This is a genomic window from Paenibacillus sp. FSL H3-0286, from assembly GCF_045040705.1.
Taxonomy (GTDB): Bacteria; Bacillota; Bacilli; order Paenibacillales; family Paenibacillaceae; genus Paenibacillus_AQ; species Paenibacillus_AQ odorifer.
This window is the reverse complement of sequence record NZ_CP150285.1, coordinates 1,146,606-1,171,886: the sequence shown is the minus strand read 5'-3', so window position 1 is coordinate 1,171,886 and position 25,281 is coordinate 1,146,606. Positions and strand designations below refer to the sequence as shown.

At 46.6% G+C, this 25,281-nt stretch carries 22 protein-coding genes, 1 pseudogene and 2 other annotated features; of the genes and pseudogenes, 5 read left to right on the top strand and 18 right to left on the bottom strand.

Features of this window, described 5'->3' with window-relative positions; translation table 11 throughout:
- Positions 1–397: 397 nt before the first annotated feature.
- The 8 genes and pseudogenes from MHB37_RS05035 to MHB37_RS05000 form a co-directional block, all read right to left on the bottom strand.
- Positions 398–1,933 carry a 2-isopropylmalate synthase gene (locus MHB37_RS05035; RefSeq protein WP_036676518.1) on the bottom strand — a complete coding sequence of 512 codons (1,536 nt, stop codon included), beginning with the start codon at positions 1,931–1,933 and terminating at the stop codon, positions 398–400.
- A 236-nt stretch (positions 1,934–2,169) separates the two neighbouring features.
- Positions 2,170–2,451, bottom strand: a binding site (T-box leader).
- 52 nt (positions 2,452–2,503) lie between these two features.
- Positions 2,504–2,798 (bottom strand) — a binding site (T-box leader).
- A 43-nt stretch (positions 2,799–2,841) separates the two neighbouring features.
- Entirely contained in the window at positions 2,842–3,891 is a 1,050-nt protein-coding gene (tsaD, locus tag MHB37_RS05030) for a tRNA (adenosine(37)-N6)-threonylcarbamoyltransferase complex transferase subunit TsaD (RefSeq protein ID WP_076099403.1), read from the bottom strand.
- Positions 3,888–4,412, bottom strand: coding sequence for a ribosomal protein S18-alanine N-acetyltransferase (rimI, locus tag MHB37_RS05025; RefSeq protein ID WP_036676521.1), 525 nt, complete (start codon positions 4,410–4,412; stop codon positions 3,888–3,890). Before rimI ends, tsaD begins: the two co-directional genes overlap by 4 nt.
- Positions 4,409–5,239 (bottom strand): tRNA (adenosine(37)-N6)-threonylcarbamoyltransferase complex dimerization subunit type 1 TsaB, encoded by an 831-nt coding sequence (gene tsaB / locus MHB37_RS05020; protein ID WP_076276850.1) that lies wholly within the window; start codon positions 5,237–5,239, stop codon positions 4,409–4,411. The genes rimI and tsaB overlap by 4 nt, the downstream gene beginning before the upstream one ends.
- Before the next feature lie 5 nt (positions 5,240–5,244).
- Positions 5,245–5,727 carry a tRNA (adenosine(37)-N6)-threonylcarbamoyltransferase complex ATPase subunit type 1 TsaE gene (gene tsaE / locus MHB37_RS05015; RefSeq protein ID WP_076274402.1) on the bottom strand — a complete coding sequence of 161 codons (483 nt, stop codon included), beginning with the start codon at positions 5,725–5,727 and terminating at the stop codon, positions 5,245–5,247.
- Positions 5,728–5,866: 139 nt separating this feature from the next.
- Positions 5,867–6,147: pseudogene (locus MHB37_RS05010) on the bottom strand (multidrug resistance efflux transporter family protein).
- 146 nt (positions 6,148–6,293) lie between these two features.
- Positions 6,294–6,479, bottom strand: a complete 186-nt coding sequence (locus tag MHB37_RS05005) for an H-type small acid-soluble spore protein (RefSeq protein ID WP_036676525.1) — start codon at positions 6,477–6,479, stop codon at positions 6,294–6,296.
- Positions 6,480–6,510: 31 nt separating this feature from the next.
- Positions 6,511–6,681 (bottom strand): hypothetical protein, encoded by a 171-nt coding sequence (locus MHB37_RS05000; protein ID WP_175617343.1) that lies wholly within the window; start codon positions 6,679–6,681, stop codon positions 6,511–6,513.
- 139 nt (positions 6,682–6,820) lie between these two features.
- Here MHB37_RS05000 and MHB37_RS04995 point away from each other — a divergent pair, with 139 nt between their 5' ends.
- Entirely contained in the window at positions 6,821–7,792 is a 972-nt protein-coding gene (locus MHB37_RS04995) for a Ku protein (RefSeq protein WP_076185058.1), read from the top strand.
- A 12-nt stretch (positions 7,793–7,804) separates the two neighbouring features.
- Positions 7,805–8,752 (top strand): RNA ligase family protein, encoded by a 948-nt coding sequence (locus MHB37_RS04990; RefSeq protein WP_076305006.1) that lies wholly within the window; start codon positions 7,805–7,807, stop codon positions 8,750–8,752.
- 37 nt (positions 8,753–8,789) lie between these two features.
- Here the strand turns inward: MHB37_RS04990 and MHB37_RS04985 are convergent, their stop codons facing one another.
- The 5 genes from MHB37_RS04985 to MHB37_RS04965 all read right to left on the bottom strand — a co-directional run bounded on the left by MHB37_RS04985 (position 8,790) and on the right by MHB37_RS04965 (position 12,891).
- Positions 8,790–9,596: a hypothetical protein gene (locus MHB37_RS04985; protein ID WP_076305005.1), complete on the bottom strand. Its 807-nt coding sequence runs from the start codon at positions 9,594–9,596 to the stop codon at positions 8,790–8,792.
- Positions 9,597–9,621: 25 nt separating this feature from the next.
- Positions 9,622–10,437 carry a hypothetical protein gene (locus tag MHB37_RS04980; protein WP_076305004.1) on the bottom strand — a complete coding sequence of 272 codons (816 nt, stop codon included), beginning with the start codon at positions 10,435–10,437 and terminating at the stop codon, positions 9,622–9,624.
- Positions 10,421–10,756, bottom strand: a complete 336-nt coding sequence (locus MHB37_RS04975; protein WP_405169005.1) for a hypothetical protein — start codon at positions 10,754–10,756, stop codon at positions 10,421–10,423. The genes MHB37_RS04980 and MHB37_RS04975 overlap by 17 nt, the downstream gene beginning before the upstream one ends.
- A 384-nt stretch (positions 10,757–11,140) precedes the next feature.
- The gene (locus tag MHB37_RS04970; protein WP_076276845.1) at positions 11,141–12,325 is read right to left on the bottom strand and encodes a hypothetical protein; all 1,185 of its coding nucleotides are present in this window, start codon (positions 12,323–12,325) and stop codon (positions 11,141–11,143) included.
- Positions 12,289–12,891, bottom strand: coding sequence for an RNA polymerase sigma factor (locus tag MHB37_RS04965; RefSeq protein ID WP_248547910.1), 603 nt, complete (start codon positions 12,889–12,891; stop codon positions 12,289–12,291). Before MHB37_RS04965 ends, MHB37_RS04970 begins: the two co-directional genes overlap by 37 nt.
- Before the next feature lie 123 nt (positions 12,892–13,014).
- Between MHB37_RS04965 and ligD the strand changes: the two genes are divergently transcribed.
- Positions 13,015–13,899 (top strand): non-homologous end-joining DNA ligase, encoded by an 885-nt coding sequence (gene ligD / locus MHB37_RS04960; RefSeq protein WP_076276844.1) that lies wholly within the window; start codon positions 13,015–13,017, stop codon positions 13,897–13,899.
- 204 nt (positions 13,900–14,103) lie between these two features.
- On the opposite strand, the gene MHB37_RS04955 is transcribed toward ligD, so the two are convergent.
- On the bottom strand, positions 14,104–14,943 hold the full coding sequence (locus MHB37_RS04955; RefSeq protein ID WP_248547977.1) for a YitT family protein: 840 nt from the start codon (positions 14,941–14,943) through the stop codon (positions 14,104–14,106).
- A 240-nt stretch (positions 14,944–15,183) separates the two neighbouring features.
- Positions 15,184–16,614, bottom strand: a complete 1,431-nt coding sequence (gene cls / locus MHB37_RS04950) for a cardiolipin synthase (protein ID WP_076129238.1) — start codon at positions 16,612–16,614, stop codon at positions 15,184–15,186.
- Between the two features lie 161 nt (positions 16,615–16,775).
- On the opposite strand from cls, the gene MHB37_RS04945 reads away from it, so the two are divergent.
- On the top strand, positions 16,776–18,056 hold the full coding sequence (locus tag MHB37_RS04945) for a M23 family metallopeptidase (RefSeq protein WP_076308898.1): 1,281 nt from the start codon (positions 16,776–16,778) through the stop codon (positions 18,054–18,056).
- 38 nt (positions 18,057–18,094) lie between these two features.
- Complete coding sequence (locus MHB37_RS04940; protein WP_038568928.1) at positions 18,095–18,544, top strand: polymer-forming cytoskeletal protein; 450 nt, start codon at positions 18,095–18,097, stop codon at positions 18,542–18,544.
- Positions 18,545–18,552: 8 nt separating this feature from the next.
- On the opposite strand, the gene MHB37_RS04935 is transcribed toward MHB37_RS04940, so the two are convergent.
- From MHB37_RS04935 to gltB, 3 genes are all read right to left on the bottom strand, one after another.
- The gene (locus tag MHB37_RS04935) at positions 18,553–19,341 is read right to left on the bottom strand and encodes an ABC transporter permease (RefSeq protein WP_076185050.1); all 789 of its coding nucleotides are present in this window, start codon (positions 19,339–19,341) and stop codon (positions 18,553–18,555) included.
- Complete coding sequence (locus MHB37_RS04930) at positions 19,334–20,260, bottom strand: ABC transporter ATP-binding protein (RefSeq protein WP_232061156.1); 927 nt, start codon at positions 20,258–20,260, stop codon at positions 19,334–19,336. The genes MHB37_RS04935 and MHB37_RS04930 overlap by 8 nt, the downstream gene beginning before the upstream one ends.
- 169 nt (positions 20,261–20,429) lie before the next feature.
- Positions 20,430–25,025, bottom strand: a complete 4,596-nt coding sequence (gene gltB, locus MHB37_RS04925; protein WP_076302844.1) for a glutamate synthase large subunit — start codon at positions 25,023–25,025, stop codon at positions 20,430–20,432.
- Positions 25,026–25,281: the final 256 nt, after the last annotated feature.

Below are 25,281 nucleotides of genomic sequence, written 5' to 3'. Positions count from 1 at the left end.
TCCTTATAAATATTTTTTCATCGTTCTAGATTTGTTCATAAATAGTTATCCACAGCTCTATACACAGGTTTCGTGTATAACTCCCTACTTCAAAAGACCCTTCGGGGTCTTTTTTATGCGTTAAATCGGTATTTTCAAGGAAAAGGAATTATTATCCACGGATCTATCCACATTATCCACAATTCTCACAGTGTTTCATTGCCAACAAAATTGTTTATTAGAGCATTTTGAAAAAAGCCGTTATTGCTGATTTTACGCACTTTTTACACAACTCAGGCAGAATATGTGGATAACGTTGTCCACAACTTGACAAAAGACGTAACCCCATTTTACAAGACTGATTTTATGCTAAAAAAGAACCCGCTATCTCCTAAACTGACAGCGGGCACGTCGTATTTTAGACAATCTGTGTAGAGAGCAGGGCGGCATTACAGGCTGCGATATAAGCGATGCCTGCCGCCATAATTATATCTTGGTGAGTGGCCGTGCCTCTGAATTTAAGGCCCTCCCACTCCACCATCACCGCTGCTTCTGCTTGCGCATTCTCTCCGCTTCCAAGCGAATGAAGCTCGAGTCCTGCAAAGTCTATCTCCTCAGCGATCCCTTGCCCAATAGCGGCGATAATCGCTTCAAGCGGGCCTTCGCCAGTGCTGGTATGTGACGTTTCCCGGCCAGTCTGCAGATGGCGTACCGTAACTGCAGCTACACGGCGCTGGGCACTGCCCGCCAATACCTGAACCTCACCCAGCTCATAGACCTGAGCTTGTTGTCCAGTTGTACTGCTTACCATTTGCAGCAGCTGGTCATCACTGACGACCTTTTGACGGTCAGCGGTCTCTTTAAAGGACTCATAAAGTGCATCCAGCTCCGCAGGCTCCAGCGTTATTCCATACTTCGCAGCCCGATCCTTCAGCGCATGTCTGCCAGAATGTTTGCCCAGAATGATCATACTGCGGGGGATGCCCAGCCGTTCGGGATCCATAATCTCATAGGTACTACGATCCTTGAGCAGGCCATCCTGATGAATCCCGGACTCATGCTGGAAGGCATTTCTTCCGACGACCGGCTTGTTATAGGCGATTGGGAAATGCATCGCGCCACTAATCAGCCGGGAAGTATCATACAGTTTATCCAGCACGATACCTGTTTCTGCACCGATTGCATCGCCGCGGGTTTCAAGCGCCATAACAAGCTCTTCCAGTGCGCAGTTCCCTGTGCGCTCGCCTACACCGTTCACGGTGACTTCTATCTGAGTCGCCCCTCCATCAATCGCTGCCAGACTGTTAGCTACAGCCAGCCCCAAGTCATTATGACAGTGGGCACTATAGCTGACCTTGCCACCACCTCTTGCTCCCTGCCGCACTCTCCGGAACATCTCGCCATATTCATGTGGCAATGCGTATCCTACTGTATCCGGCAGGTTAATAATGGAGGCCCCTTCCTCTATAACTGCCTCAACCATTTCAATCAGATCATCAATCCCTGTCCGCGCAGCGTCCATGGCCGTGAATTCAACTACATCACAGAATTGTCGCGCATAAGCCGTCATCTCACGCGCTTTAGCTACGACTTCAGCTCTGCTCATACGCAGTTGATGCTGCAAATGAATATCAGAAGAGGAGATAAACAAGTGAATCCGCCGACGTTCAGCATCTTGAGTGGCCCGGACTGCAGCATCGATGTCCCCTTTTACGGCCCGCGCGAAACCACAAATCTCCACGTTGCGCACCTTGCGCGAAATCGTCTGCACCGCTGCAAAATCTCCAGGACTCGATACCGGGAACCCCGGCTCCATTACATCAACACCCAGATCAGCTAGCTTATAAGCCAGCAATATTTTTTGCTCAGGAGTCAGACTAGCCCCAGGGGCCTGCTCACCGTCACGCAGGGTCGTATCGAAAATTTGAATACGTTTCTTAACTGGAATAATCATCTGAATTCCTCCTAGTTTTGTTTTCATGTAATTGGATGCCTTATCTCTATCCTATGCTTCAGCGCAGAACCACACGTCGACTTGCGGTTCTGCTCATTTCCCACCCACTGCTGCCGGCAGCTGAAACAAATGAATCTCTGCACAATGTGCAGAGTGTTCACTTTTGGCGTCTTATGTAGCGTTGAGTCCATTCCCCGGACTTCTTCTACAAGAACGCAAAAACCCGCCGTCTCTAATAAAGAGACGGCGGGTTACCCCTCCGCGGTACCACTCTTTTTGACGCATCAGCTGTCACTAATAACAAGCCTCAAAGCTGCGTCCAGCTCTTCTTCCCGGTTCAAGCTGGCATGCCAGCTTAAATCCGGAAAGGTCCGATAACGAGGACAGCCGTAGGCAGCGTACTCTTGTTCCGCCGCTCCGCTCCCGGGCGAGCTTCAAGAAATCCGGTGACTGCGTCGCACCAACCCGCAGCTCTCTGTTCACCGTCAAACTCTACTACTCCCGTTCTTAGCGTGTATTATATAAATTACTCACCACTCTAAATCCATACAAAAAAGCCTGCCATCTCATTCAAGAGACGACAGGCTGTTAACCTTCGCGGTACCACTCTTGTTGATGCTCTGTATCGGCTAAGTTCCTGCCGATTCCAATTGAACATCCACTCTACGGTCCAGTATGTTAGGTACTAGACCACCCTATCACGGAGGTTACCCGTAAACGGTGTACAAACGTTCCGGCGACAATTGCCAGTAATGCTTCCACCGCTCCGCTCCCAGACGAGTTCAGGACTCCTTCGACTGCGTTGCACCCACCCGCAGTTCTCTTATCCCAGAGTATCCTTACTACTTCCGCTCATCGCGTTTGCCTTGTTTAATTGAACTGATTATACTCGTTAGCTCCAAATGATGTCAATAGGCAGATACAGACCATTGTTCCAGTGAGAATCCAGGGTCAGCTACCATATCCAGCGGTATTCCACCGTCATGCTGCCACTTCACGTATGCAGCCGCTCCAATCATCGCCGCATTATCCGTGCAATACACCGGTGGAGGAATAATAAGTTCAATGCCCTCCGTTTCACAGCGCGAAATTAATGCCGAGCGGAGTCCACCATTAGCAGCGACCCCCCCACAGAGCAATAACTGTCTGGAGTTAGTGGCTTTAACGGCGCGTACCGCCTTTTCCACCAGCACTTCAACTACGGATTCTTGGAACCCCCGGGCGATGCCTGCGACATTGGGTTCAAGACCTTTCATTTTGCTCTGATTTACCACATTCAGCACCGCCGATTTTAGACCGCTGAAGCTGAAATCATAAGAGTTCGGCTCCAGCCATACCCGCGGCAATGCAACAACTTCCGTCGCTTCGCGTGCCAGGCGATCTACATGGGGTCCGCCGGGATAAGGGAACCCTAGCGCCCGAGCCACTTTATCATATGCTTCACCTACAGCATCATCACGCGTGCGGCCGATAATTCGAAACTCACCCTCACGCTCCATATGAACCAGTTCAGTATGTCCACCTGACACCACTAGTGTCATACATGGATACTGCAACTCTGCAACCAGGCGGTTAGCATAGATGTGGCCTGCAATATGATGCGTGCCAATTAACGGCTTGCCCCATGCAAGAGCAAGGCTTTTAGCTGCTACTACCCCGACCAGTAAAGCTCCCACCAAACCCGGGCCTTGAGTCACCGCTACCGCAGTCAATTGTTCGGGTGTAACGCCTGCCTTGGCGAGCGCTTCCTCGATTACGAGCGTAATTACCTCCACATGTTTACGGGAAGCCACTTCTGGCACCACACCCCCAAAAGCACGATGTGTCTCTATTTGACTCGAGATGATGTTGGATAACACTTCTGATCCGTTTTTGACCACGGCCACCGAGGTTTCATCACAACTGGTCTCTATAGCAAGTATTAGTACAGGTTGAGCTGCGCCCGTTTCTGTCTTCATTTCAAGTCCACGCTTCCTTCCAAATAGCCATGCTCCTTATACTCCGGTAGATCCGCCCACATAATGAGTGCATCCTCGCGATTATCGGAATAATATCCTTTGCGCGTACCGGCAGAACGAAAGCCTTTTTTACGATATAAATTCTGAGCTACCTCGTTGGATACCCGCACCTCAAGCGTAATGGATTTCATGCCTACGTAAGAGGCTGTATTCATTAACTCCTCCAACAGGCGCTCCCCCCATTTACGTCCACGATAAGCTTCGAGTAAGGCAATATTCGTCACATGCGCCTCATCCACGATAGCCCACATTCCAGCATAGCCAATTATATGACCTGCCAGCTCCATGACCATGTATTTAGCAAAATGATTATGCGTCAGCTCATTCCGGAAAGCTTCCTCCGTCCACGGCATGGTAAAGGCTTCGCGCTCAATAATAAGAATGTCCGGAATATCCTCCAGCTTCATCAGACGAAAAACAAGGTCAGCCTCTTGTGCTCTCAATGATTCCACTTCCGTCATCGTTTTAAGCCTCCTTTACTACTTAACCGCAGATTGGCCTCCGCTTCCGAAATCTGAGTATAGTTAGGGATCAAGCTATGAATATCATCATTCTCTACTTGCAGCCGGGCTTCACCAAGGAAGCCTGTCCAGCGGCCCTCCAGCTCATATGGAACAGCTACAGAAGTGCCGAGTTCCGCCAGCGGATGTAGTGATTCTTCGCTGCCATGTACAGCGGTTTCTCCAACAAACCATAGAATAGCTGGTTTAGTTCCTTCAGCTGAAGCCTGTTGTAAACGTTCTGCCAAGTACTCCACCCAGTCGGCCATCAACCGGATGGCATCTGGTTCAAGGCGGCTAAGAGAACTATTCCCATCCGCTGCGAATAATCCTGTGTAGACCTGTCCCCGACGCGCATCCATCAGTGGAATGATCCAGTCTGGACCGTAGCCACTGTTCGCAGTGGCTTGTCCTGACTCTGCTGTCGTCTTATTCTTAAGGGCTGTTTCATACCCACCCCATGCCACAGCATGCAGGCTCGAAATACCAACTACCGGGACATTCCATGCCCAAGCCAGTGTTTTGGCAGCGGTAACCGCGATCCGTGTTCCCGTATAAGATCCCGGGCCCACACCAACCGCAATCCCGCCCAGATTAGCAACGGTTGTTCCCGAAGCTTGCAGCGCCTGCTCTATAATCGGCAGCAAATGCACCGAATGATTCCGTTCACCGGAAGCATTAATTTCATGCAATAATTCTCCATTCTCGGTCACTGCAACCCCCAATACGGCAGTTGATGTATCCAGCGCTAAAAGCCGCTTGCGCGGCTCTGTATTCTCGTTCGTCATTTTTATTAACCCCACTTCTGGATCAGCTCCCGGCAAAGCTCACCATAAGGCTCCCCGATTGCGGTCACCGTAATGATTCTTTCCTCCGGTCCAACTGTTTCCATGTATATATGCATATGCCGCGGCGGCATTAACTCCGTAATAATACTGCTCCATTCTACCAAACAAACACCCTGACCATAGAAATACTCATCCAATCCAAGCTCATCTGCTTCCTGAAGTGAAATCCGATATACATCCATGTGATATAACGGCAGACGACCTTCGTACTCTTTAATAATAGTAAAAGTAGGACTGTTTACGATCCCTTTCACTCCAAGATGGCGAGCATAACCTTGCGAGAAGGCCGTTTTTCCTGCGCCTAGATCACCGTCCAAACCGATAACCATGCCTGCCGTTGAAGCAGCAGCTATTGCACTTGCCAGTTGCTCCGTATCCTGCAGATTGTAAGAACGGTAAGTGAACACCGTTTCGACTGTTTTGTCCAACTACAACTACCACCTTTTAAAATATACCTGTCGAAAACCATTACATTCAATTATATCGGTATGGTCCATCCACCGCAACAACTGTCCCTGCCCATTGTTTAAGCCTAAGGAAGTACGGCCCTCTTCTTCACTTGCGTGGTTAAGCTGAATTTCGATACCGAACGCTGCGTAAAAGGCTATGTAGAATCATTCCAAGGATAATGACTAAGATTCCTCCCCATGACAATAAAGAAGGTGAAGGCGAAGACAGGATCAGCATTTCACCTAATAATGCGAATAATACCTCTAGGGATTGGATGGCTTCGACTGCCGCTAATCCGCTCATGCTGCTCCTACCATATCTGTAGCTTGAAAGAATAATACTGTGGCAATAACTCCTGAACACAGCGCAACAATAATGGACTGTCCTGCCTGATCCAATATATTGGTTTAAATCTTACACCGTCAACCTTGATGTCAGTTATGCTTCAAATCAAAAAGAGACCTTTACGCAAACTTAAGCATAAAAAGTCTCTTTTTTTAAAAACTATAATTCAGCTTTAACGTACGCTCTAAGTAGACCTTTGTTAGTGCTCTTGCTCTTCGAGTCGTTCAACACCCACAGTGTGCGTATTGGTTGGTCGAGAGCCAACTTGTACCGTAGCCATTCCGTTCTCTTCATCCACATGTTCAATCCATACAGGCTCCCCATCCAAATGTACACTTACAGTTTCTTTAGAAGCATAAATATCCTGTGCCCGTTTGACGTCCACAACTGTTCTCCTCCTTTATCTTTCCTAAAGTTTACGATTCTAAGGGTGACGTATCTTCGAGGGTTCGTTCCGCATCTAGCTTTTCCGAATCGGAAACCTGACTGGCCTCCGTGGACGCAATAATGCTCTCCCAATCCACAACTGTGGCCGGAATATCCTGCTCGCTCAGCGCATCGCTCCATTCGTTATCTCTTGGTTCCATACCTTAGATTCTCCTCCTCAACTTCACAGGTCCGAGTTTATTTTTTCCCAAGCTTCTCAAAAAATGCACCCGGCTAGAAAAGCCTTTCCTGCCTCATACTAACCCAAAGCAAATCAACTTAGATCAGGAGGTGTTTCTCATGCATACCGTTTGGAAAGGAGCCATCAGCTTCGGGCTTGTGCATGTTCCGGTTAAAATGTTCTCCGCTACGGAAGACAAGGACATTTCTCTGCGTTATATCCATAAGGAGTGTGGCAGCCCGCTGTCGTATGTACGCAAATGCCCGGTGTGCGACAAAGAGGTAGCTTGGGAAGAGATCGGTAAAGGATATGAGTATGAAAAAGGGAAGTTTGTGCTCTTCGACAAAGAGGAATTGGATCAACTATCCGATGAGACCAGTAAAAGCATCTCCATTCTCGACTTTGTAGACCTGACGGAAATCGATCCGATTTATTTTCAAAAAACCTATTATTTATCCCCGGATCAGGCAGGCTCAAATGCTTATCGACTTCTTATGGAGGCCATGAAGCAGACAGGTAAAATTGGTATCGCCAAAATTTCAATCCGCTCAAAAAGCAGTCTGGCAGCGATCCGTGTGCTTGAGGATTGCCTTGCGATTGAGACCATTTTTTATCCCGATGAGGTGCGGCCGATCTCGCAAGTGCCTGGTCTGCCCGAAGCAGGGACAGTGAACGATAAAGAGCTGGAAATGGCTAAGCTGCTGATCTCACAGCTATCCACTCCTTTTGATCCGGCAAAATATACCGATGATTATCGCCAGCGTATGCTTGATCTGATCTCACATAAAATTGCAGGCGAGGAATTTCATATCGCTCCTGCTAAACAGGAAAGCAATGTGATTGATCTAATGGCTGCCTTGCAGGCTAGTATTCAAGCTGTGCAGCATATTCCTTCAGACCCTGGTCCTTCATTAACAGGCAACACAAAAACCAAAACTAAAGCGGCTCCTGCTGCCAAAAGAAAAACAGCCAAGACCAAAACAACCGCCGCGGAACCTGCGGAGCAGCAAAACGAGGTCTCCGGGCCGACTCCAGTCATCACGCCAAAACCGAAACGCCGCAGCACGAAAAGCAAAACAACCGTATCTTAGGAGGCTCTGCGGATGAAGCTTCAGCCCATTATTCCTTTTGAACCTATACTGGCTGGGCAGCTTCCAGCAGGTGACCAGTGGATCGCACAAATTAAATGGGACGGCGTACGGATGTTGTCCTATTACGATGGAAGCACTACTCAGCTTATTAACAGACGTGGCAATTACCGTACCACGCAATATCCAGAACTTATTGATGTATCTGCTTACTGCAAGGCTGACTCCGTGATTCTTGATGGTGAGATTATCGCGCTCAAGGACGGCAAACCCTCATTTCATGAGGTGATGCGGAGGGACAGTTTGAAAAATGGTTCCACGATTTCCGTCGTTAGGCATCAGGTTCCTGTCATTTATATGATATTTGATATTCTGTTTTATAATGGCCAATCGACGATGGATCAACCATTATTCTTGCGGCAGCAGCTGTTAAGTGACATTCTGCTGCCGCATCCCCATGTTCAAGCTGTGCCAAGTTATACCGATCCTACAGAACTGTTCGCCGCCACTCAGAACCAGGGCTTGGAAGGAATCGTCTGCAAGGACATCAACAGCACTTATGCTCCGGGCGGAAAAGATAAACGTTGGCAGAAACGCAAAATCAGTTCTGATATTACAGCTGTAGCCGGGGGTGTGACGTTCCGTGACGGTATCGTCAACGCACTGCTTCTTGGTCTTTATGATGATAAAGGAAATTTGCATTATATCGGACATGCCGGTCCGGGAAAATTGACTGTGCAGGATAAACGCGACTTAACTGCGGAGGCACACCGCCTTAAGCTGGATCGGATGCCCTTTGCAGATGTTCCACAACGAGGCAAGGGTGCTTTTTGGATAAAGCCGGAGCTCGTCTTCAAAGTTCATTTTCTGGAATGGAACACCTCGGGCACTCTGCGTCAGCCTGTTACTCAAGCTAAAGTGGATCTTCCCCCGGAGGCATGCACAATGGAGCAAAAAGGATAAAAGAACGTCCTCCCAATCTGAAATGGGAGGACGTTTCTTATTGTGCTGTAAAACTTGTTACAAGGGCCTCAAGCTCTGCCTTTGTCTGCGCAGTATTTTTTGTACTCGTAAGTGTATAATCGACACTTCCATCAGCACTGGACCATACCAGCTGGACTTTAAGATCACCGTGATGAGGCCCAAAAACTGTGTAAATCGCCTCAACCCCGTTGAGGGTCAAGCTCTCATCCTGATCCCCAGGCAGCTGGGCCAAAGTCACCCCTTCCGGTAGCGTGTATGCAGGTGCAGATCTTAAATTCAACCTCTCTCCATTTCGTAGATAGGTGATAGAGGTTTCTGTATTGCTCCACTTCAAGCTTTGCGAAATCACCTTTTTACCACCAGCTTGGGCTTTAGCTTTTAACTGATCCCTAAGGGTTTTATACTCTGAGCTAAAAAACATTGGAATCACCGGATTTAAAACGACACCCTGTAACTTATAATCCTCTGGTAGAGAAGTAGGTATCAGGAGTGACTTCCCGCTTAATGAAAGTAACTTCTGCGCCGCTTCGTTTATAGAACTGAATCTATATGGCATATAGCTTATACTCAAGGTTTCATGTGGATTAGATTTCTTATCATTTACATACAGGATCTTAAGTTCGCCTGCTTGTAAGGGAACTGTATTTTCTTTGGCAATCAAAGCTTCAATCGTTGAAGATATGGGCGTATTCTGCTCAACGGGTGCGGTAGCTTTACTTTTATTATTACTCCCCGCAGGCACTGCGCCTGCTGTTCCACTCACCGCACTCATCAATACTAATAAGCTTATGGCTGTAATCGCCGCGCTTTTCTTAATCATCATTATAATATCCTCCTTTACCCCTTGGTTATTTGATCATGGTTTTAGCTACCGCCAGCATTTCATTTGTCGTCAGCGTACTGGCCCGATTGTCTGAAAGGGTATATTGTATCGTGCCTGAGTTATCCAGCCATACTAGCTTTGTGTTAAAGCTTGCGTCTTTAGCGGAATCAGTTGTAAGTACTACTTTCCTGCCGTTGACCGTTAATTCTTTCTTAGATTCCGAGGCTCTTACAAAAGGTACCGCTCCTTCCGGAAGTTTGGCGGGCGGCGACCCAGTTACAATGCTAAAATTGGCTTTTCCTTTGGCATACAGCTGCATAGACAAATTCGTCTGGTTCCAGCTGATGATTTTACTAAACAACTGTTTATTAGAATTACCAGCAACCGCTGCTGCCTTCAATTCCTGCTCTAGTTGCAAATACAGCTCTGAATCATTAGCTACAGCCGGTGGATAGATGATGGCTCTCTCCAGAGTGAAGCCTTTAGGAAGATTTCCGGGCTGCGGAATAGACGGACCCCTTAGCGCTTTAAACTTCGCAGCAAAGGATTTATAGTCCTTAAAAACAAACCCTTTGCCAGAGAAGCTGATCGCATCCTGTGGATTGTAGACTTTATCCCGTACGTAGTAGGCCAAAAGCGTACCTTCCTTCACTCCAGCTACGAGTGCCTGCAATTCCTTTTGGGTCTTCTGATCGGTTTGTGATGCAACCTGCGCTCCTGATGCCGCCGCAATTGTAAGAGACAAGCCGGGTACATCCACACCCCCGGCCACTCCTGTTCCCAGCAAGATTGCTGCAGAGAACGCGATAACTGTTTTTTTGAAATCAGAATGGAGCTTCAATTTCTAACATCCTCTCCTTCAATAAGGTAAATGTATTTTCACCCCTGTTTTTAACTACACTTCTATAACAATCCAACATTAGAAAAAGGGACATTTTTTCACAAAAAAGAGGCTGTCCCAAAAGCCATGAAATAGTTGCTTGGGACAGCCTCTTTTTTGTTCTTAACATTACAAGTGCCGCATCAAGTGACGCTCCTAATGATGCAATAAGTGAAGCACTTATAGAACAATTGGGGAATTTCTCCCTAAACTTCAGAGATTTCTGTTCATCGGACCTATAATTAGGGAAAACTTCCCTGAAATTCAGCCAATTCGGCAACGAATAAAGCAATTCTCCTGATTATTAGGGAGGAATTCCCTGATTTCGTTCATTTAGAGCAAATAGCGGCTATTTTCAGGGAGTTTTTCCCTAATTAGTTTAAAGCATTCTATACATTGCACAAACACAGAACGTATCGCCCATAGTCCACCGTCACATATACCACTAATTCCACAAATCATCTACTGCAAGCCGCACGAAAATCATACATAGCACATCGCACATCGCCCACCGTCCCAACCATTAGCATAGAACTCTACGCGTGGCATATCGTCACATGGCACAGTAAAATCCATTATTCCCCTATTCCATAAAAAAGCTGCCTCCCAAGTAGAATTCACTACTTTTGAGACAGCTTCTCCTAATGTACAGTTAGAACAGTAGCTAGTGAATAAAACTGGTGGCAATCTTTTGCCATTGCTCACGAGTCAGTTTACTCTCCTGCTTGTCGCTTAGAGAAAAAACCATCTGGGTGACTTCATCATACCAATACAATCGATTCTGAGAAGACCAAGCATTCTTCCCTTTTCCAGTACCCGCCGCGATAAATATTGCCTCTTTACCTGTACCTGTCACAGACCATTTTTCAGCAGTCTGGCCTTCCAAGATAGACACTTGCATGGTATAACCCTTAAAAACACTCTGCCTTAAGGATAGTGTAATTCTTTGATCTCCGTTGTGGTAGGTAACCTCAGCATTATCTATGGAATTTGCAGCTATCTTCTCCATAAACAAGTTTTGTCCAGTTTTATCGGTTGTAGCCTTTTTTTGAAATTGTTCAAGGATTTCTTCATATTCTGTGTCTAGCGACTTGTATAGGGGAGCTGCATTAAAAGTTCCTTGCTCGAATTCATAACCATCAGCTAACGAGGAAGGCAACCCTGGCCAGAAATCGCCAACCGTTTTTAATTCTTTTACGAAGTCTTGATATTTCGAATACACCGGCGAAATAAAAGCAAACTGCAATTGATTTCCATAGCCTAACCCTAACTCCAGCTTATTTAATTCAGCATCCTTCACATAATAAGCAGCCATTTCCCCAGTGTTTAAACGAGCAAGCACTTGCTCTTTATAAGTCATAGATAAGCTCTGATACTTTTCTATCGCAGGCGAGGTTGTCGGATCAGGCGTATTATTATGCACCGTCTTCACAACAGCCTTCCCTCCGCTGTTCACTAGTGTAATAATACCACCTTGGGGTTTTGAGATATCAATTGTAACCTGGCTACCTTGTTTCGATAAATCTCCATCAGCAGATAGCTGAAAAGCACCCAACCCGATAATCCCTAGCAATACAGCCGCGGAGACTCCAGTGAGCACTCTTTTTCTAAACCTAGACGGGTGTTGGGGCATCTCTTTTTGCTTCTGCATAATAGGATCTTCCGGTTCTGGAAACGGATTCAGCTCGATAACGATGTTCGTCCTTTCACCGTCAATCCTATTCTGTTGTTCATGAATTGCTCTTACCCGCTTCATAACAGCTGCTTTTACATCCAGCTCTTCGCAGCTCCCTACCGCATCCATTTTCTTGATCATTTTCTCTTCAACAAAGCCTCGTTGCCGCACCATTCCGTTCCCCCTTTCTGAGCATTCAGCATTTTGCCAAGCTTCGTAATCGTTCGCCTGTATTTTTTCTTCACAGCATCAGTATTCTTATCCAGAATCTCCGCAATCTCCGGGAAGCTCTGTTCCTCAAAGATTCTAAGTACTAACAGGTTTCGCTCCTCTGTCTTCAGCTTCTCGAGGGCAAAAGTCAGATGTTCGTTAAATATGTAACGGTCCATCAACTGTTCCGGGCTTTCTGCAGGCGGATCTGGTTGAAAAAGCGCCATAAACTTTATTTGGCTTTGACGTTTGCGGATCAGACTGAGGCAATGATGGTAGGCAATTTTATATAGCCATGAAGAGAAGCTCGCGATAGGGCGGTATGTGCCTATATGCTGATATGCCTTTACCAGAATTTCCTGTACTGCATCCTCCGCTTCAGTACGGCTCCCAAGCAGCCGACAGCAATAGCGGTAAATCGGCTTTTGAAAAGCCTCGACGATCAAGGCGTAGGAATCTACCTCGCCTGACTGTACCCGAACAACAGTGTGCTCGATCCCGTCCAAAATCAGCAAACTCCCCTTTCTCATTAACGTATATCCTTATAAGTCTTATGATCATCCAAAAGGGACACTTTGGGAATATTTTTTTCATGAAAAGGAGCAGACTGACACATAATACCTTCATTCCTATCACAGAAAGGAGTTTCCCCGATGCCGGCAGCGATCAAAGGTACAATTACCATCGACGGAGAAGAAATCATCATCACTAACCCAGAGAAGCTGCTGTGGCCTGAATGTGGCATTACCAAACGGATTTATCTGCAAAAGCTCGCTGCACTCTCTCCCTATCTGCTGCGTTATTGCCGAGACCGGCTGCTTACCGTCATTCGTTATCCGCACGGCATCTCTGGAATGTCCTTTTATCAGAAAAATGCGCCTGATCCTCTTCCGGCCTTTGTCCAAACCGCTGTGCACGAGAATATTAACTATATCAAGCTGCAAGGTTTACCTGAGCTGATCTGGCTGGGGAATCTGGCTGCTTTGGAATTCCACCCTTCCCTGCATTATGTAGGCAGCGAGCTGCCCTGTGAGTGGATGATTGATCTTGATCCGTCACTTGAGATCGAACCTCGCATCATGGAAGCAACTGCGATCGTTGGGGCGGTCTTAACCTCTCTTGGCCTCTCCTCTGTACCCAAAACCTCCGGTGCTACCGGGGTGCAAATCATCGTCCCTATCGAGACTGGCGTTACTTTTGATGGATTGCGGAAAATCGGGCATTTTGTGGGTCGTTATGTCACCGAAAAGCATCCCAACCTGTTCACCCTGGAACGTCTAAAAAAGAATCGCGGAGATAAAATTTATTTTGACTACCTTCAGCATTATAGCGGCAAAACATTAGCTGCACCTTACACACCACGCGCAAGACCATTTGCTACAGTTTCTACACCCTTGCTCTGGGAGGAGGTTCAGCAAAATGTATCTCCCTCTAATTTTCATCTGCTCAATATCGAGGAACGCCTTCTGCGTATGGGAGATCTTTTAGAGAAAGTGCCCCCACAGCCCGTTGAACAGCTCATTGCTAAGCTCCCATAAAGGAGCAATCCCATAGAAAAAAGACCCTAAAAACAGCAATAAGCCCGCAGCATCAACTACATGCTACGAGCTTATTTGGCGTCCCACTCAAGGACAGAAGGTATACTATATAAGAATACGGCAGGCCGAGCTTTGTTCACCGTATTTATTGCTTTTTTATCCGTAAAAATACCTTCTTTCAGTTAATGATACTTAAGAGCTACGCTAGTGGATGGATTTCTTCTTGAAGCGGCCACCTTTAACATCATGGATGTTACCTATTGCGATGAATGCATCAGAATCCCAATCTTCAACAATGGTTTTAAGCTTAGCTTCTTCCAGACGGGTGATAACTACAAAGATCACTTTCTTGTTCTCACCGGAAAATCCGCCTTCTCCATCTAAATAAGTAACACCACGTCCAAGACGCTCTGTCAGAGCTTCCCCGATATCGCGGAATTTATCACTGATAATCCATACTGATTTCGATTGATCCAGACCCTCAAGGGTGATGTCAATAACCTTAAATGCAATATAATAAGCAATTAGGGAGAACATCGCGTTATTCCAACCGAACACAAATCCAGCTCCGGACAAGATGAACAGGTTGAAGAACATAACTACTTCACCTACAGAGAAGGGAAGCTTCTTGGCTACCAAAATCGCAACAATTTCTGTACCGTCTAGAGATCCCCCGAAACGTACAACTAATCCAACACCTACACCTAGAATGATACCGCCAAACACGGCAGCAAGCATCGGTTCAACTGTAAAGGCCTCTACATGATGCAGCATTGAAGTGCCGATAGACATAAGTAAAATCGCATATAAGGTAGATAAGGCAAATGTCTTACCGATTTGCTTATAACCGATTAACAGGAACGGAAGGTTGAGCAGTGTCAATAATATACCCAGAGGAATGTCAAATAAATGTGATAAAATAATGGAGATACCGGTAATCCCGCCATCAATCATTTGATTAGGTACTAGGAATATCTCAAGTGCAACAGCCATCATGGCGGCCCCTACGGATAACATGATCATACGCTGCGCGAACTTAGCCATTTTATGGGCACCGGTCTTCTGCAGTTTGTTCTGCTCCTCTTTGGTAAACATTTGTGGACTCACATTCATAGAACTCCCCCTACAATTTAACAGTATAGTTTTGAAACATTCGGAAGTATAACTACAATCTATACTTTCTTACATTTCTTCTTATACAATTATTATATCACAAAATATGCTCTAATAATGAATGGAACACGTACTATCCTTCGAAAAATTCAGATTTAGTCCTCTTTCCGGTCATAACAGCGGTGATAACAACTGACATAGCCCTTCACCGAGTTTGACAATTCTCCCTCTCTCCTTAAATTTTACAGGATCAATGAATTCACTGTTCTTTTGATCCTTTTCAAACCCCGCGACTAGCTCTGCTATCGTCTCAGGATGCAGCAAAACCGCTGTCATTTCGAAATTAGAATAGAAGCTGCGCATATCCAGATTCGCACTTCCCACCGTACCCAGCAGATCATCCACTATCATGACTTTGGCATGCATAAATCCTTTGGTGTAGCGATAGAACTTCACGCCTGCATCTTGTAAATTCTCCAGATAAGACAAAGAAGCATGATAAACAAGCTTATTATCAGGCTTCGCCGGAATGATGATTCTAACATCCACTCCACGAAGGACTGCACTCTTCAAAGCACGACAAATCGCAGGATCCGGAATAAAATACGGTGAAGTAATCCAGATCCGTTCCCTAGCAGAGCAAAAAGCGGCAAAATACATCTCCTGAGAAGCATCGATCGCAGCATCCGGTCCACTTCCTACAATCTGCACGGCCTCTTGCTCCTTGCAAGAGTGCTCAGGGAACAAACGAGGATGACTCATACCTTCACCAGAGGCCAGTCTCCAATCCTTCAGGAAGACATACTGAATATAATAAACAGAATCTCCTTCTAAACGCAGATGGGTATCGCGCCAGTAACCCATCTTGGCGTCCTTTCCTAAGTAATCATCACCGATATTCATTCCCCCCGTAAAACCAATCAATCCGTCCACCACTAGGATCTTCCGATGATTGCGGAAATTAAACCGACGATCCAGTAAAGAACTAATCGGAGGTAAAAAAAAGTGGAACTCCACCCCGGCATTTCTCAGGGTTCGAATAAACCTACGGCTTAATCGATGACTGCCCAGTCCATCACAAAGCAAACGCACCTTTACTCCCTGCCGCGCCTTTCGAATCATAACGTCCTGAAACTGTTCTCCGATCTCATCATCACGATAAATATAAAATTGCATGTGGATATGTTCTTTTGCCTCTTCCATGGCTTCCAGCATAGCGTCGTAAGCTTCTCTTGCAGTTGACAGCACTCTGCTTTTGTTATGGCCTGTAATAGGCCCTTCCGAGAGCTTTGCAAGCAAAACCAATAAACCCTCGTTATTCTCAAACTGAGCGTTTCCAGTATCCGACGCTTGTTTTACTACCTTAATCTTACCAGTGACATACGAACGGATTTCCCGGAAGAGTGAAGTACATCTTTTGTTCAATTTTCTATTCTGTCTGTAGTCACGACCTAGAAAATAATAGAATGCCAGACCGAGCGGTGGACAACAGAAGGAAATAAACAACCATGCTATAGCCCTTTGCGGGCGTCGGTACTCCAGAAATACAATCAATGCAATCTGTATGATAAAAAGAATTAGAATTATTGCGAAAATCTTCAATTCTCTACCCCCTCAATTAATAAAAACAGATGCAATAGACTCTCTGCGATGACTCTAGTACAGGTTTTGCCGTAACTCTCCTTCTTTATTCAAACAAACCGTTGTCATGTTCCTGAAAGATATGGAATACATAGAGTAGTAGGACAATTCGGATGAGCCTAATGGAAGAAAAGTCGTTAGCCTCAGGTATCGCAAGCGGCTGCCATAAGCCGCAGAAAGGAGAAGCCATGAAGAGTCAGCCAGATCATAAACGGATTACGCTGCTTGTCGTAAGGGATGCCGGACGTCCAGTCAAACAGCTCCACATCTCCAAACCGCTAGCGTTCGCCTTACCGGCAGCAGCAGCCCTGTCTATCTCCAGTCTGGTCACCTCTATGCATTTCCATGCCTCTCAGTCCATCTCACAGCTAGAAGCCGAGGCAGCCGCACTATCGCTAACCAATCTCCGCATGGAAATGAAGGTCGCCGACAAGGATAAAGATTTAACACAGCTTCGTAGCCAGGTCAGCGAACTTTCGGAAGAGGCAGATAACATTAAAGACAAGCTGAAGAGTGTAAATGCACTGGAACAGGAGCTGCAAGCATTGATTAACAAAAGCAAAGGTGCTGCTGCCGCTACAGACACGAATGAATCTCAACCGGAGAAATCCGCAACAGAAAGATCAAAAGCTGGATCGGCCACTTCAAATTCAACATTAGGTTTATCGAACCGTCTTTCTTCTCCTGTTCCTAAAGAGACTTCCTTTAAGCAGAGTACAGAAGAGAACTCATCTTCCACTTCTCTATCCGCTATAAGTTTCCGCTTTGGGGCCATCACCGCAGCCCTTCCAAAAACACTCACCCCGCAGGTTGGTGGAGAATACATCGCGGTGTATCAGAACGACGCTACGAGCTTGGTGGAAGAAACTAAGGATGACTTTGAGGAGATTCACGGGATGCTTGATGAAATGGTGGAAAGTATCACACAGACGATCACACAGGCAGAGCATGAGAATAACGTACAGGCAAATCTGCAAGCTCAAAAGGCCCGTGCAGAAAAGGCTAAACTTAACGCTGTACCGCTCTGGCCTACCGAGTCCAAAGTCATTTCTTCAAGCTTCGGCTACCGCTCAGATCCATTCAAAGGTTTGTCTGCGTTCCATTCCGGTGTCGATATTGCTGGGAACATCGGTGATCCTGTATATGCTGCCTTAGATGGCGAGGTTATTACTGCGGAACAAATGGGCGCACGCGGAAAATACATCGTGATTAAGCATTCAAATGGATTGGAAACCTGGTACATGCATTTGAACGGAATGATCGTATCTGCGGGAGACAAGGTTAGCAAAGGGCAGAAAATCGGCTTGCTTGGAAGCACTGGCCGAAGCACAGGTCCTCATCTTCATTTTCAGGTTGTGAAGCAGAATAAAACAGTCAACCCTTTGGCGTATGTCAAACCCTAAAGGGTTGCATTTAATTTCAAAATAGGAGGAATTTATAAATGTGGAACAAACGGCAGCAGCGTGTCCCCTTTAAATCTACCGATTCCCTAATTGGGCATGGAGGAACACTAGAGGGTAAGGTGCAATGTGATACAAACCTGCGGATTGAGGGTACCTTTAGCGGTGAGATTATTTGCAGTGGTGTCGTGACTGTAGGAGAAGAAGGAACAGTGCGCTCCAGTATTAAAGCGGAAGAAATCGTGATTGCCGGCAAAGTATACGGGGATGTTACGGCTGATCGCAGACTCATTATGACCGGAACCGGAGAATTGCATGGCAATATTTCAGCAGGAGCACTTAGCATTATGGAAGGCAGCCTCCTGAATGGCTCCATTGCCATGCAAGAACAGCCCACCTCTGAAAAAGCAGGTGAGCCCAAAAGTAATATGAAAAAGGACAAGGCAGCCAAGCGCTCCTCCAAAGCTCAAGGAACACTTGAAGCCGGCTAGACTTATTTCTATGAAGCAACGTCCCTTTTACGGAAGACAATCCAGGAAATGGCCAGGAATAGGATATAGTACACCGCTAATACAGCTATGGAGAAACCAAGTGTTGAGCCCCCCGGACCCGTATCCGACAATAGGTAGCCTCTTAGATCCATATGTGTGAAGATTAAGTATTGGGCCCATTCAAACCGTTCTGGACTAAAAATAACCGTAAAAATACTCTTGGCAAACATAATAAATAAGGATAATCCAATAGCCAGCCCACTTGCGCGGAATACGCTAGATACCATGAAAGCCAGAGCAGCAGTCAGGAAAAGCTCAATGTAACGACATAGGAGATCTAGGAAGGAATATTCCGCTGGACTCCAAGCCGTAATGGATGACATCGTATCTCCCGAAGATGAGGAGAAGATTAACGAAGCACCAAACCCAAAAGCAATCAATACTGCGGTGCTAAGCAAACTGAATAACACCATGGAAATATATTTCGAGAGCAGGATCTTGGAGCGACTCCACGGGCGAATCAGCAGCAGCTTAATGGTTCCCCAGGTAAATTCGCCCGCTACGGAGTCAGAAGCCACTACAACGGTAAAGATTGTATTCAAGAAGAACGCAATACTCACCGTCATCTGAAAGTTGTCCCAAAGCCCCATAAGCGATGAATCGCCTTCGCTTGTGAAATAAATAAGCGCAGGAAGCAGCACGCTCATCACTGCAAGAATAAGCAGCATAATCCATGTGCGGACACGGCTGTATATTTTGATATTCTCATTATGTATGAGAGCTGTAAACTCACCCAATTCCTTCACCTCCTGTAACCTCTAAGAATTGATCCTCCAGCGTACGGGCAAGGGTTCTGATGTTATACACCTTAATCCCACCTGCCACTAGCTTGGCATTTAATTCTGCAATCTCCTCACGCTCTGCCTCAAGCACAAGTCCCCCACTCTTAAATACTCCACGTCCAATGAGGGCTAACGCAGCCTCAGCATTATCAACCTCGAACAAGGTTTCTCCCAGAGGCATTACAGTATTGCCTACCCCTTTCAGCTGCTTCACATCCACCAGTCGTCCATTTTGGATAATCGCAACGCTGTCACACATGAGCTCCATCTCGGAAAGTAAATGACTGGAGACGAATACAGTTGTTCCTTCTTCCTGACATAAACGGCGTAAATAGTCTCGGAGCTCGCGTATCCCTTGTGGGTCCAGCCCGTTGGTTGGCTCATCTAGAATCAGCAGCTTGGGTCTGTGCAGCAGTGCTTGAGCCACTCCCAGCCTCTGACGCATACCTAGCGAATAGGTCTTAACTTTGTCATGAATTCTTTGACCTAGTCCGACTAGCTCGACAACCTCATCTATCCGTTGCTTTGTTACCCCTGGCACCATCCGTGCATATTGGCGCAGATTCTGATAACCGGTGAGGAACTTGTACATCTCTGGATTTTCTACAATGGCCCCTATATTTGCGATAGCCTCTTCAAAATGGTTTTTAATACTACGGCCACAGATCAAGATGTCTCCACGACTAATGGAAATTAATCCTACCATCATCCGTATTGTAGTAGTCTTACCTGCTCCGTTGGGTCCCAAAAAACCGAAGATTTGTCCAGGCGGGATGTCCAGCGTTAAATCGCTCACCAGCGTTTTCGAGCCGATTTTTTTGGTGACTCCCTGCAGGCGGGCAACAGGCTCCATCAATATTTCTGTATTCGACATAGTCTCACTTCCTTTCATCTATAACCTAGTTTACCACATATACCCTTTTTTCCGAAAATCACTAGAGGATAAGAGTCTGCCAGTAAAAAAAGGAACCTGACTTCTCCGGTATTAGGAAGAGTCAGGTCCCCTTATTCATTTAGTTCCTATTTCATTCAAGTACAACAGTTTAACCGCCAACACGGGCAAGCTCGCGCATATTTGCTTCAAATGCAGCCATCAACGCAGCTTCTCCGGTCAATCCGGTTTGTTCTACCTTGCGAATTTGCTCCATCATCCGTTTGTAATCCTTCGGAATGACACGAACGAAGTTCGGCAAGCTATCTGCCCACTGATTCAGTACCCGTGCGCCAGCCGCACTACCTGTAAGCTCGGTATGGCGGATAATCAGCTCACGCAGCTCTTCGATCTCCTCAGACTCTTCCACTCTCTCGAGTAGTACCATTTCGAGATTGCAGCGGCCGATGAAGGTTCTATCTGGGTCGTAGACATAAGCGATGCCGCCTGACATCCCTGCCGCAAAGTTACGGCCAGTTTCACCAAGGACAACCACTCGGCCTCCAGTCATGTATTCACAGCCGTGGTCACCCACGCCTTCTACAACAACCTTCGCTCCGGAGTTACGGACGGCAAAACGTTCACCAGCGATACCGTTAATATAAGCTTCTCCACCTGTTGCACCGTAGAATGCAGTATTTCCGATAATGATATTGTCCTCAGCAGCAAAGGTAGCTTTCGGAGATGGCTTGATAATAATCTTACCACCCGACAATCCTTTACCTACATAGTCATTGGAATCTCCTTCCACCGTAAGCGTGATTCCCTTAGGCACGAATGCACCCAAGCTTTGACCAGCAGAACCGGTGAAATGAAGCCGAATCGTATCATCCGGCAAACCTGCGGCCCCATACTTGCGGGTCAGCTCGCTGCCAAGGATAGTTCCGACGGCACGATTAACGTTCGTGATTGGCAGTGATGCCTCAACAGCCGTACCTGATTCCAGTGCAGGTGCTGCCAGGTCGAGCAGCTGCGAAACATCAAGTGTCTCTTCCAGACCATGATTCTGGTATTTACTGCGGAAGCGTGTGCTTCCTTCCGGTAATTCCGGTGTATGCAGCAGGCTGCTCAAATCTATGCCTTTCTTCTTCCAATGCTTCGACGCCTGAGTTGCGTCTAGACAATCGGTACGGCCTACCATCTCTTCAATTGTACGGAAGCCGAGACTTGCCATAATTTCACGTAGATCCTGTGCCACGAAGGTCATAAAGTTAACTACATGCTGCGGATCACCGGTAAAATTCTTACGAAGATCCGGATTCTGTGTAGCTACACCAACCGGACAAGTATCCATTTGGCAGACACGCATCATAATACAGCCAACAGATACTAGCGGAGCAGTGGCAAAACCATACTCTTCGGCCCCAAGCAATACAGCTACAGCCAAATCGCGGCCGCTTAGCATTTTACCATCTGTTTCCAGAACTACACGGTCACGCAGATTGTTGAGCATCAATGTCTGATGGGTTTCAGCCAAGCCAAGCTCCCACGGAAGACCCGCATGACGAATGGAGTTCATCGGCGATGCCCCTGTACCTCCATCATAGCCACTAACCAAGATAATATCAGCGCGCCCTTTGGCTACACCCGCAGCAATCGTACCCACTCCAACTTCCGATACGAGCTTAACATTAATGTTTGCACGTGGATTTGCATTTTTCAGATCATAGATCAGCTCTGCCAAATCCTCGATAGAGTAAATATCATGATGCGGTGGAGGTGAGATCAGACCCACACCTGCTGTTGAGCCACGTACTTCAGCGACCCAAGGATAAACTTTACGTCCCGGAAGCTGTCCACCTTCCCCTGGTTTAGCGCCCTGAGCCATTTTAATCTGGATCTCATCAGCGTTAACTAGGTAGTTCGAGGTAACACCAAAACGTCCAGAAGCTACTTGTTTAATCGCACTGCGACGTGAATCACCATTGCTATCCGGAATATAGCGGGCTGGATCTTCGCCGCCTTCACCTGTATTACTCTTGCCACCGATCCGGTTCATCGCAATGGCCAATGTCTCATGTGCTTCCTTACTAATGGAACCAAAGGACATTGCACCCGTCTTAAACCGTTTCATAATGGATGATGCTGGTTCTACTTCTTCCAGTGGAATCGGTTCATAGGCTGACTTGAATTGCAACAAGGAACGAAGCGTCAATTGCTTCTCGCTTTCTCCTTGAACAAGGGCAGCATATTTCTTGTACATATCATAATTCCCGCTACGCACAGAGTGCTGAAGCAGATGAATCGTCTGTGGATTGAATAGATGCTCTTCCCCATCATTACGCCATTGATAATCGCCACCGGAGTCAAGCACCTTATCATTTCCGTCTTTTTCTGTAAAAGCACGGTTATGATGGATAAGCGCCTCAGTTGCCACTTCCTCCAAGCCAATACCGCCAATCCGGGAAGGTGTCCAAGTAAAGTAACGATCCACGAACTCAGAGTTCAGACCCACAGCTTCAAAAATCTGCGCACCGCGGTAAGATTGAATCGTCGAAATTCCCATTTTGGAAAGAATCTTAACTACGCTCTTAGTCGCAGCTTTAATATAGTTCTTCACTGCTTTTTCATGCGAGATTCCCCGCAATAAACCTTGACCGATCATGTCATCCAAGCTTTCAAAAGCCAGATAAGGATTTACTGCACTCACACCATAACCGAGCAGCAGCGCATAATGATGGACTTCACGTGGTTCACCGGATTCCAGCAAAATACTAACTTTCGTCCGTGTTCCTTGGCGGATCAAATGGTGATGCAGACTCGATACCGCAAGCAGAGCTGGAATCGCAGCATTCTCACTGTCCACACCGCGGTCAGTCAGAATCAGAATGTTATGCCCTTTAGCCATAACACGGTCAGCAGCCTCGTTCATGCGCTCAAGCGCGATGCGTAATCCTTCTGCCCCAAGCTCAGCCGGGAAAAGAATTGGAATAGACATCGATTTGAAGCCTGCACGGCGAACATGGCGAATCTTAGCAAAATCTTCGTTCGAAAGAATTGGCGTTTGCAGCGAGATCTGGCGGCAGCTTTCCGGTTCCGGTTTAAGCAAATTACGCTCTGGTCCAATCGTAGTCGTTGTAGATGTAACCAGCTCTTCACGAATGGCATCGATGGGTGGATTCGTTACCTGAGCAAACATTTGTTTGAAATAGTTATAGAGACGTTGCGGGCGGTCCGAAAATACGGCGAGCGGAGCATCATAACCCATGGAACCGACAGCCTCAGCACCAGTAGATGCCATTGGCTCAAGCACCTTACGCAAGTCTTCAAAAGTATAGCCGAAAGCCTGCTGTAGCTGTTGTACATTGTCATGCTTAGGATTTGGCAGTTCAGGTGCATCCGGAAGCTCATCAAGACTGATCAAATGCTCATCCAGCCACTGGCGATAAGGCTTCTCAGAGGCGATAGCCGATTTAACTTCCTCATCGGAGATAATGCGGCCTTCCTTCGTATCCACGAGCAGCATGCGTCCAGGCTTCAGGCGGTCTTTATATAGGATGTCCTCTGCTGGAATGTCCAGTACACCGGCTTCTGAGGATAAAATAATCATATCGTCTTTCGTTACATAATAACGAGCAGGACGCAGGCCGTTACGGTCCAGAATAGCGCCGATTTGTATCCCATCGGTAAAGCCCATTGCAGCAGGCCCGTCCCATGGCTCCATTAGAGTACTGTGATATTCATAAAATGCTTTTTTATCAGCATCCATACTATCATGATTGCTCCATGGTTCAGGAACCATCATCATGGCTACCTGTGGCAGGGAGCGTCCGCTCAAATAGAGAAACTCAAAGGTGTTATCGAACATTGCAGTGTCCGATCCATCCGGGTTAATAACAGGCTTGATCTTATTCAGATCTTCACCAAACACTTCGCTCTTAAACAATGACTGGCGCGCATGCATCCAGTTCACATTACCACGCAAGGTATTGATCTCACCGTTGTGGATCATAAAGCGGTAGGGATGCGCACGTTCCCAGCTTGGGAAGGTGTTCGTGCTGAAACGGGAGTGAACTAACGCGATCGCTGATTCCAGCTCTTCGTTCTGCAAATCCAGGTAGAATTGTCCGACTTGTTCTGTAGTCAGCATGCCTTTGTATACAATCTTACGGCACGACAAGCTTGGAATATAGAAGGATTCATCCTCTTCTGCACCACCGTAACGAATGGCAAGCTCTGCACGTTTGCGGATTACATAAAGCTTACGTTCAAAAGACAACTCATTCGTGACTGAAGCCGAGCGGCCGATAAATACTTGACGCACAAAAGGCTTAGCAGCTTTCGCTGTCTTGCCAAGCATTTCATCATAGGTAGGCACATCACGATAGCCGAGTACTATTTGACCTTCTTCAGCAATAATATTGCTTAAGAGAGCTTCATGCTGCGCCCGAACTTCTTCGTTATGAGATAAAAAAATCATGCCCACGCCATAATGGCCTTGTTCCGGCAAAGCAAAGCCTAGCTTCTGAGCTTCGCTTGCAAAGAAACGGTGCGGAATTTGAAGCATGATACCTGCTCCGTCACCAGAATTGGGTTCGCTACCTTGGCCTCCCCGATGCTCCATATTAAAGAGCATTGTCAAAGCATTACTTACGATATTGTGAGACGGTGTGCCTTTAATATGAGCTACAAATCCCATGCCGCAAGCATCTTTTTCGAACTGGGGATCATACAGGCCCTGTTTTACGGGCAGTTCAGTGTGTTTCATCGAACGCAACCTTTCTATTATAAAGTATGCAATGTCTTAGGAAAATTTTTCACATGAAAATCTTAATAATTATTCAATCCAGATTAGTGCTATTATTTTATCACCGAGGTATCATCAGCGCAATTTAAACTTTTTTATGATGCTGATTAACAATTGTTTTTGCATCACAGCTTTAGCGAGTAAAAGTTTAAAAAAACTTCATATTGCATAATTATGCATAAATAACGCATAAGTGCATATGCAATGAAAGCGTTGC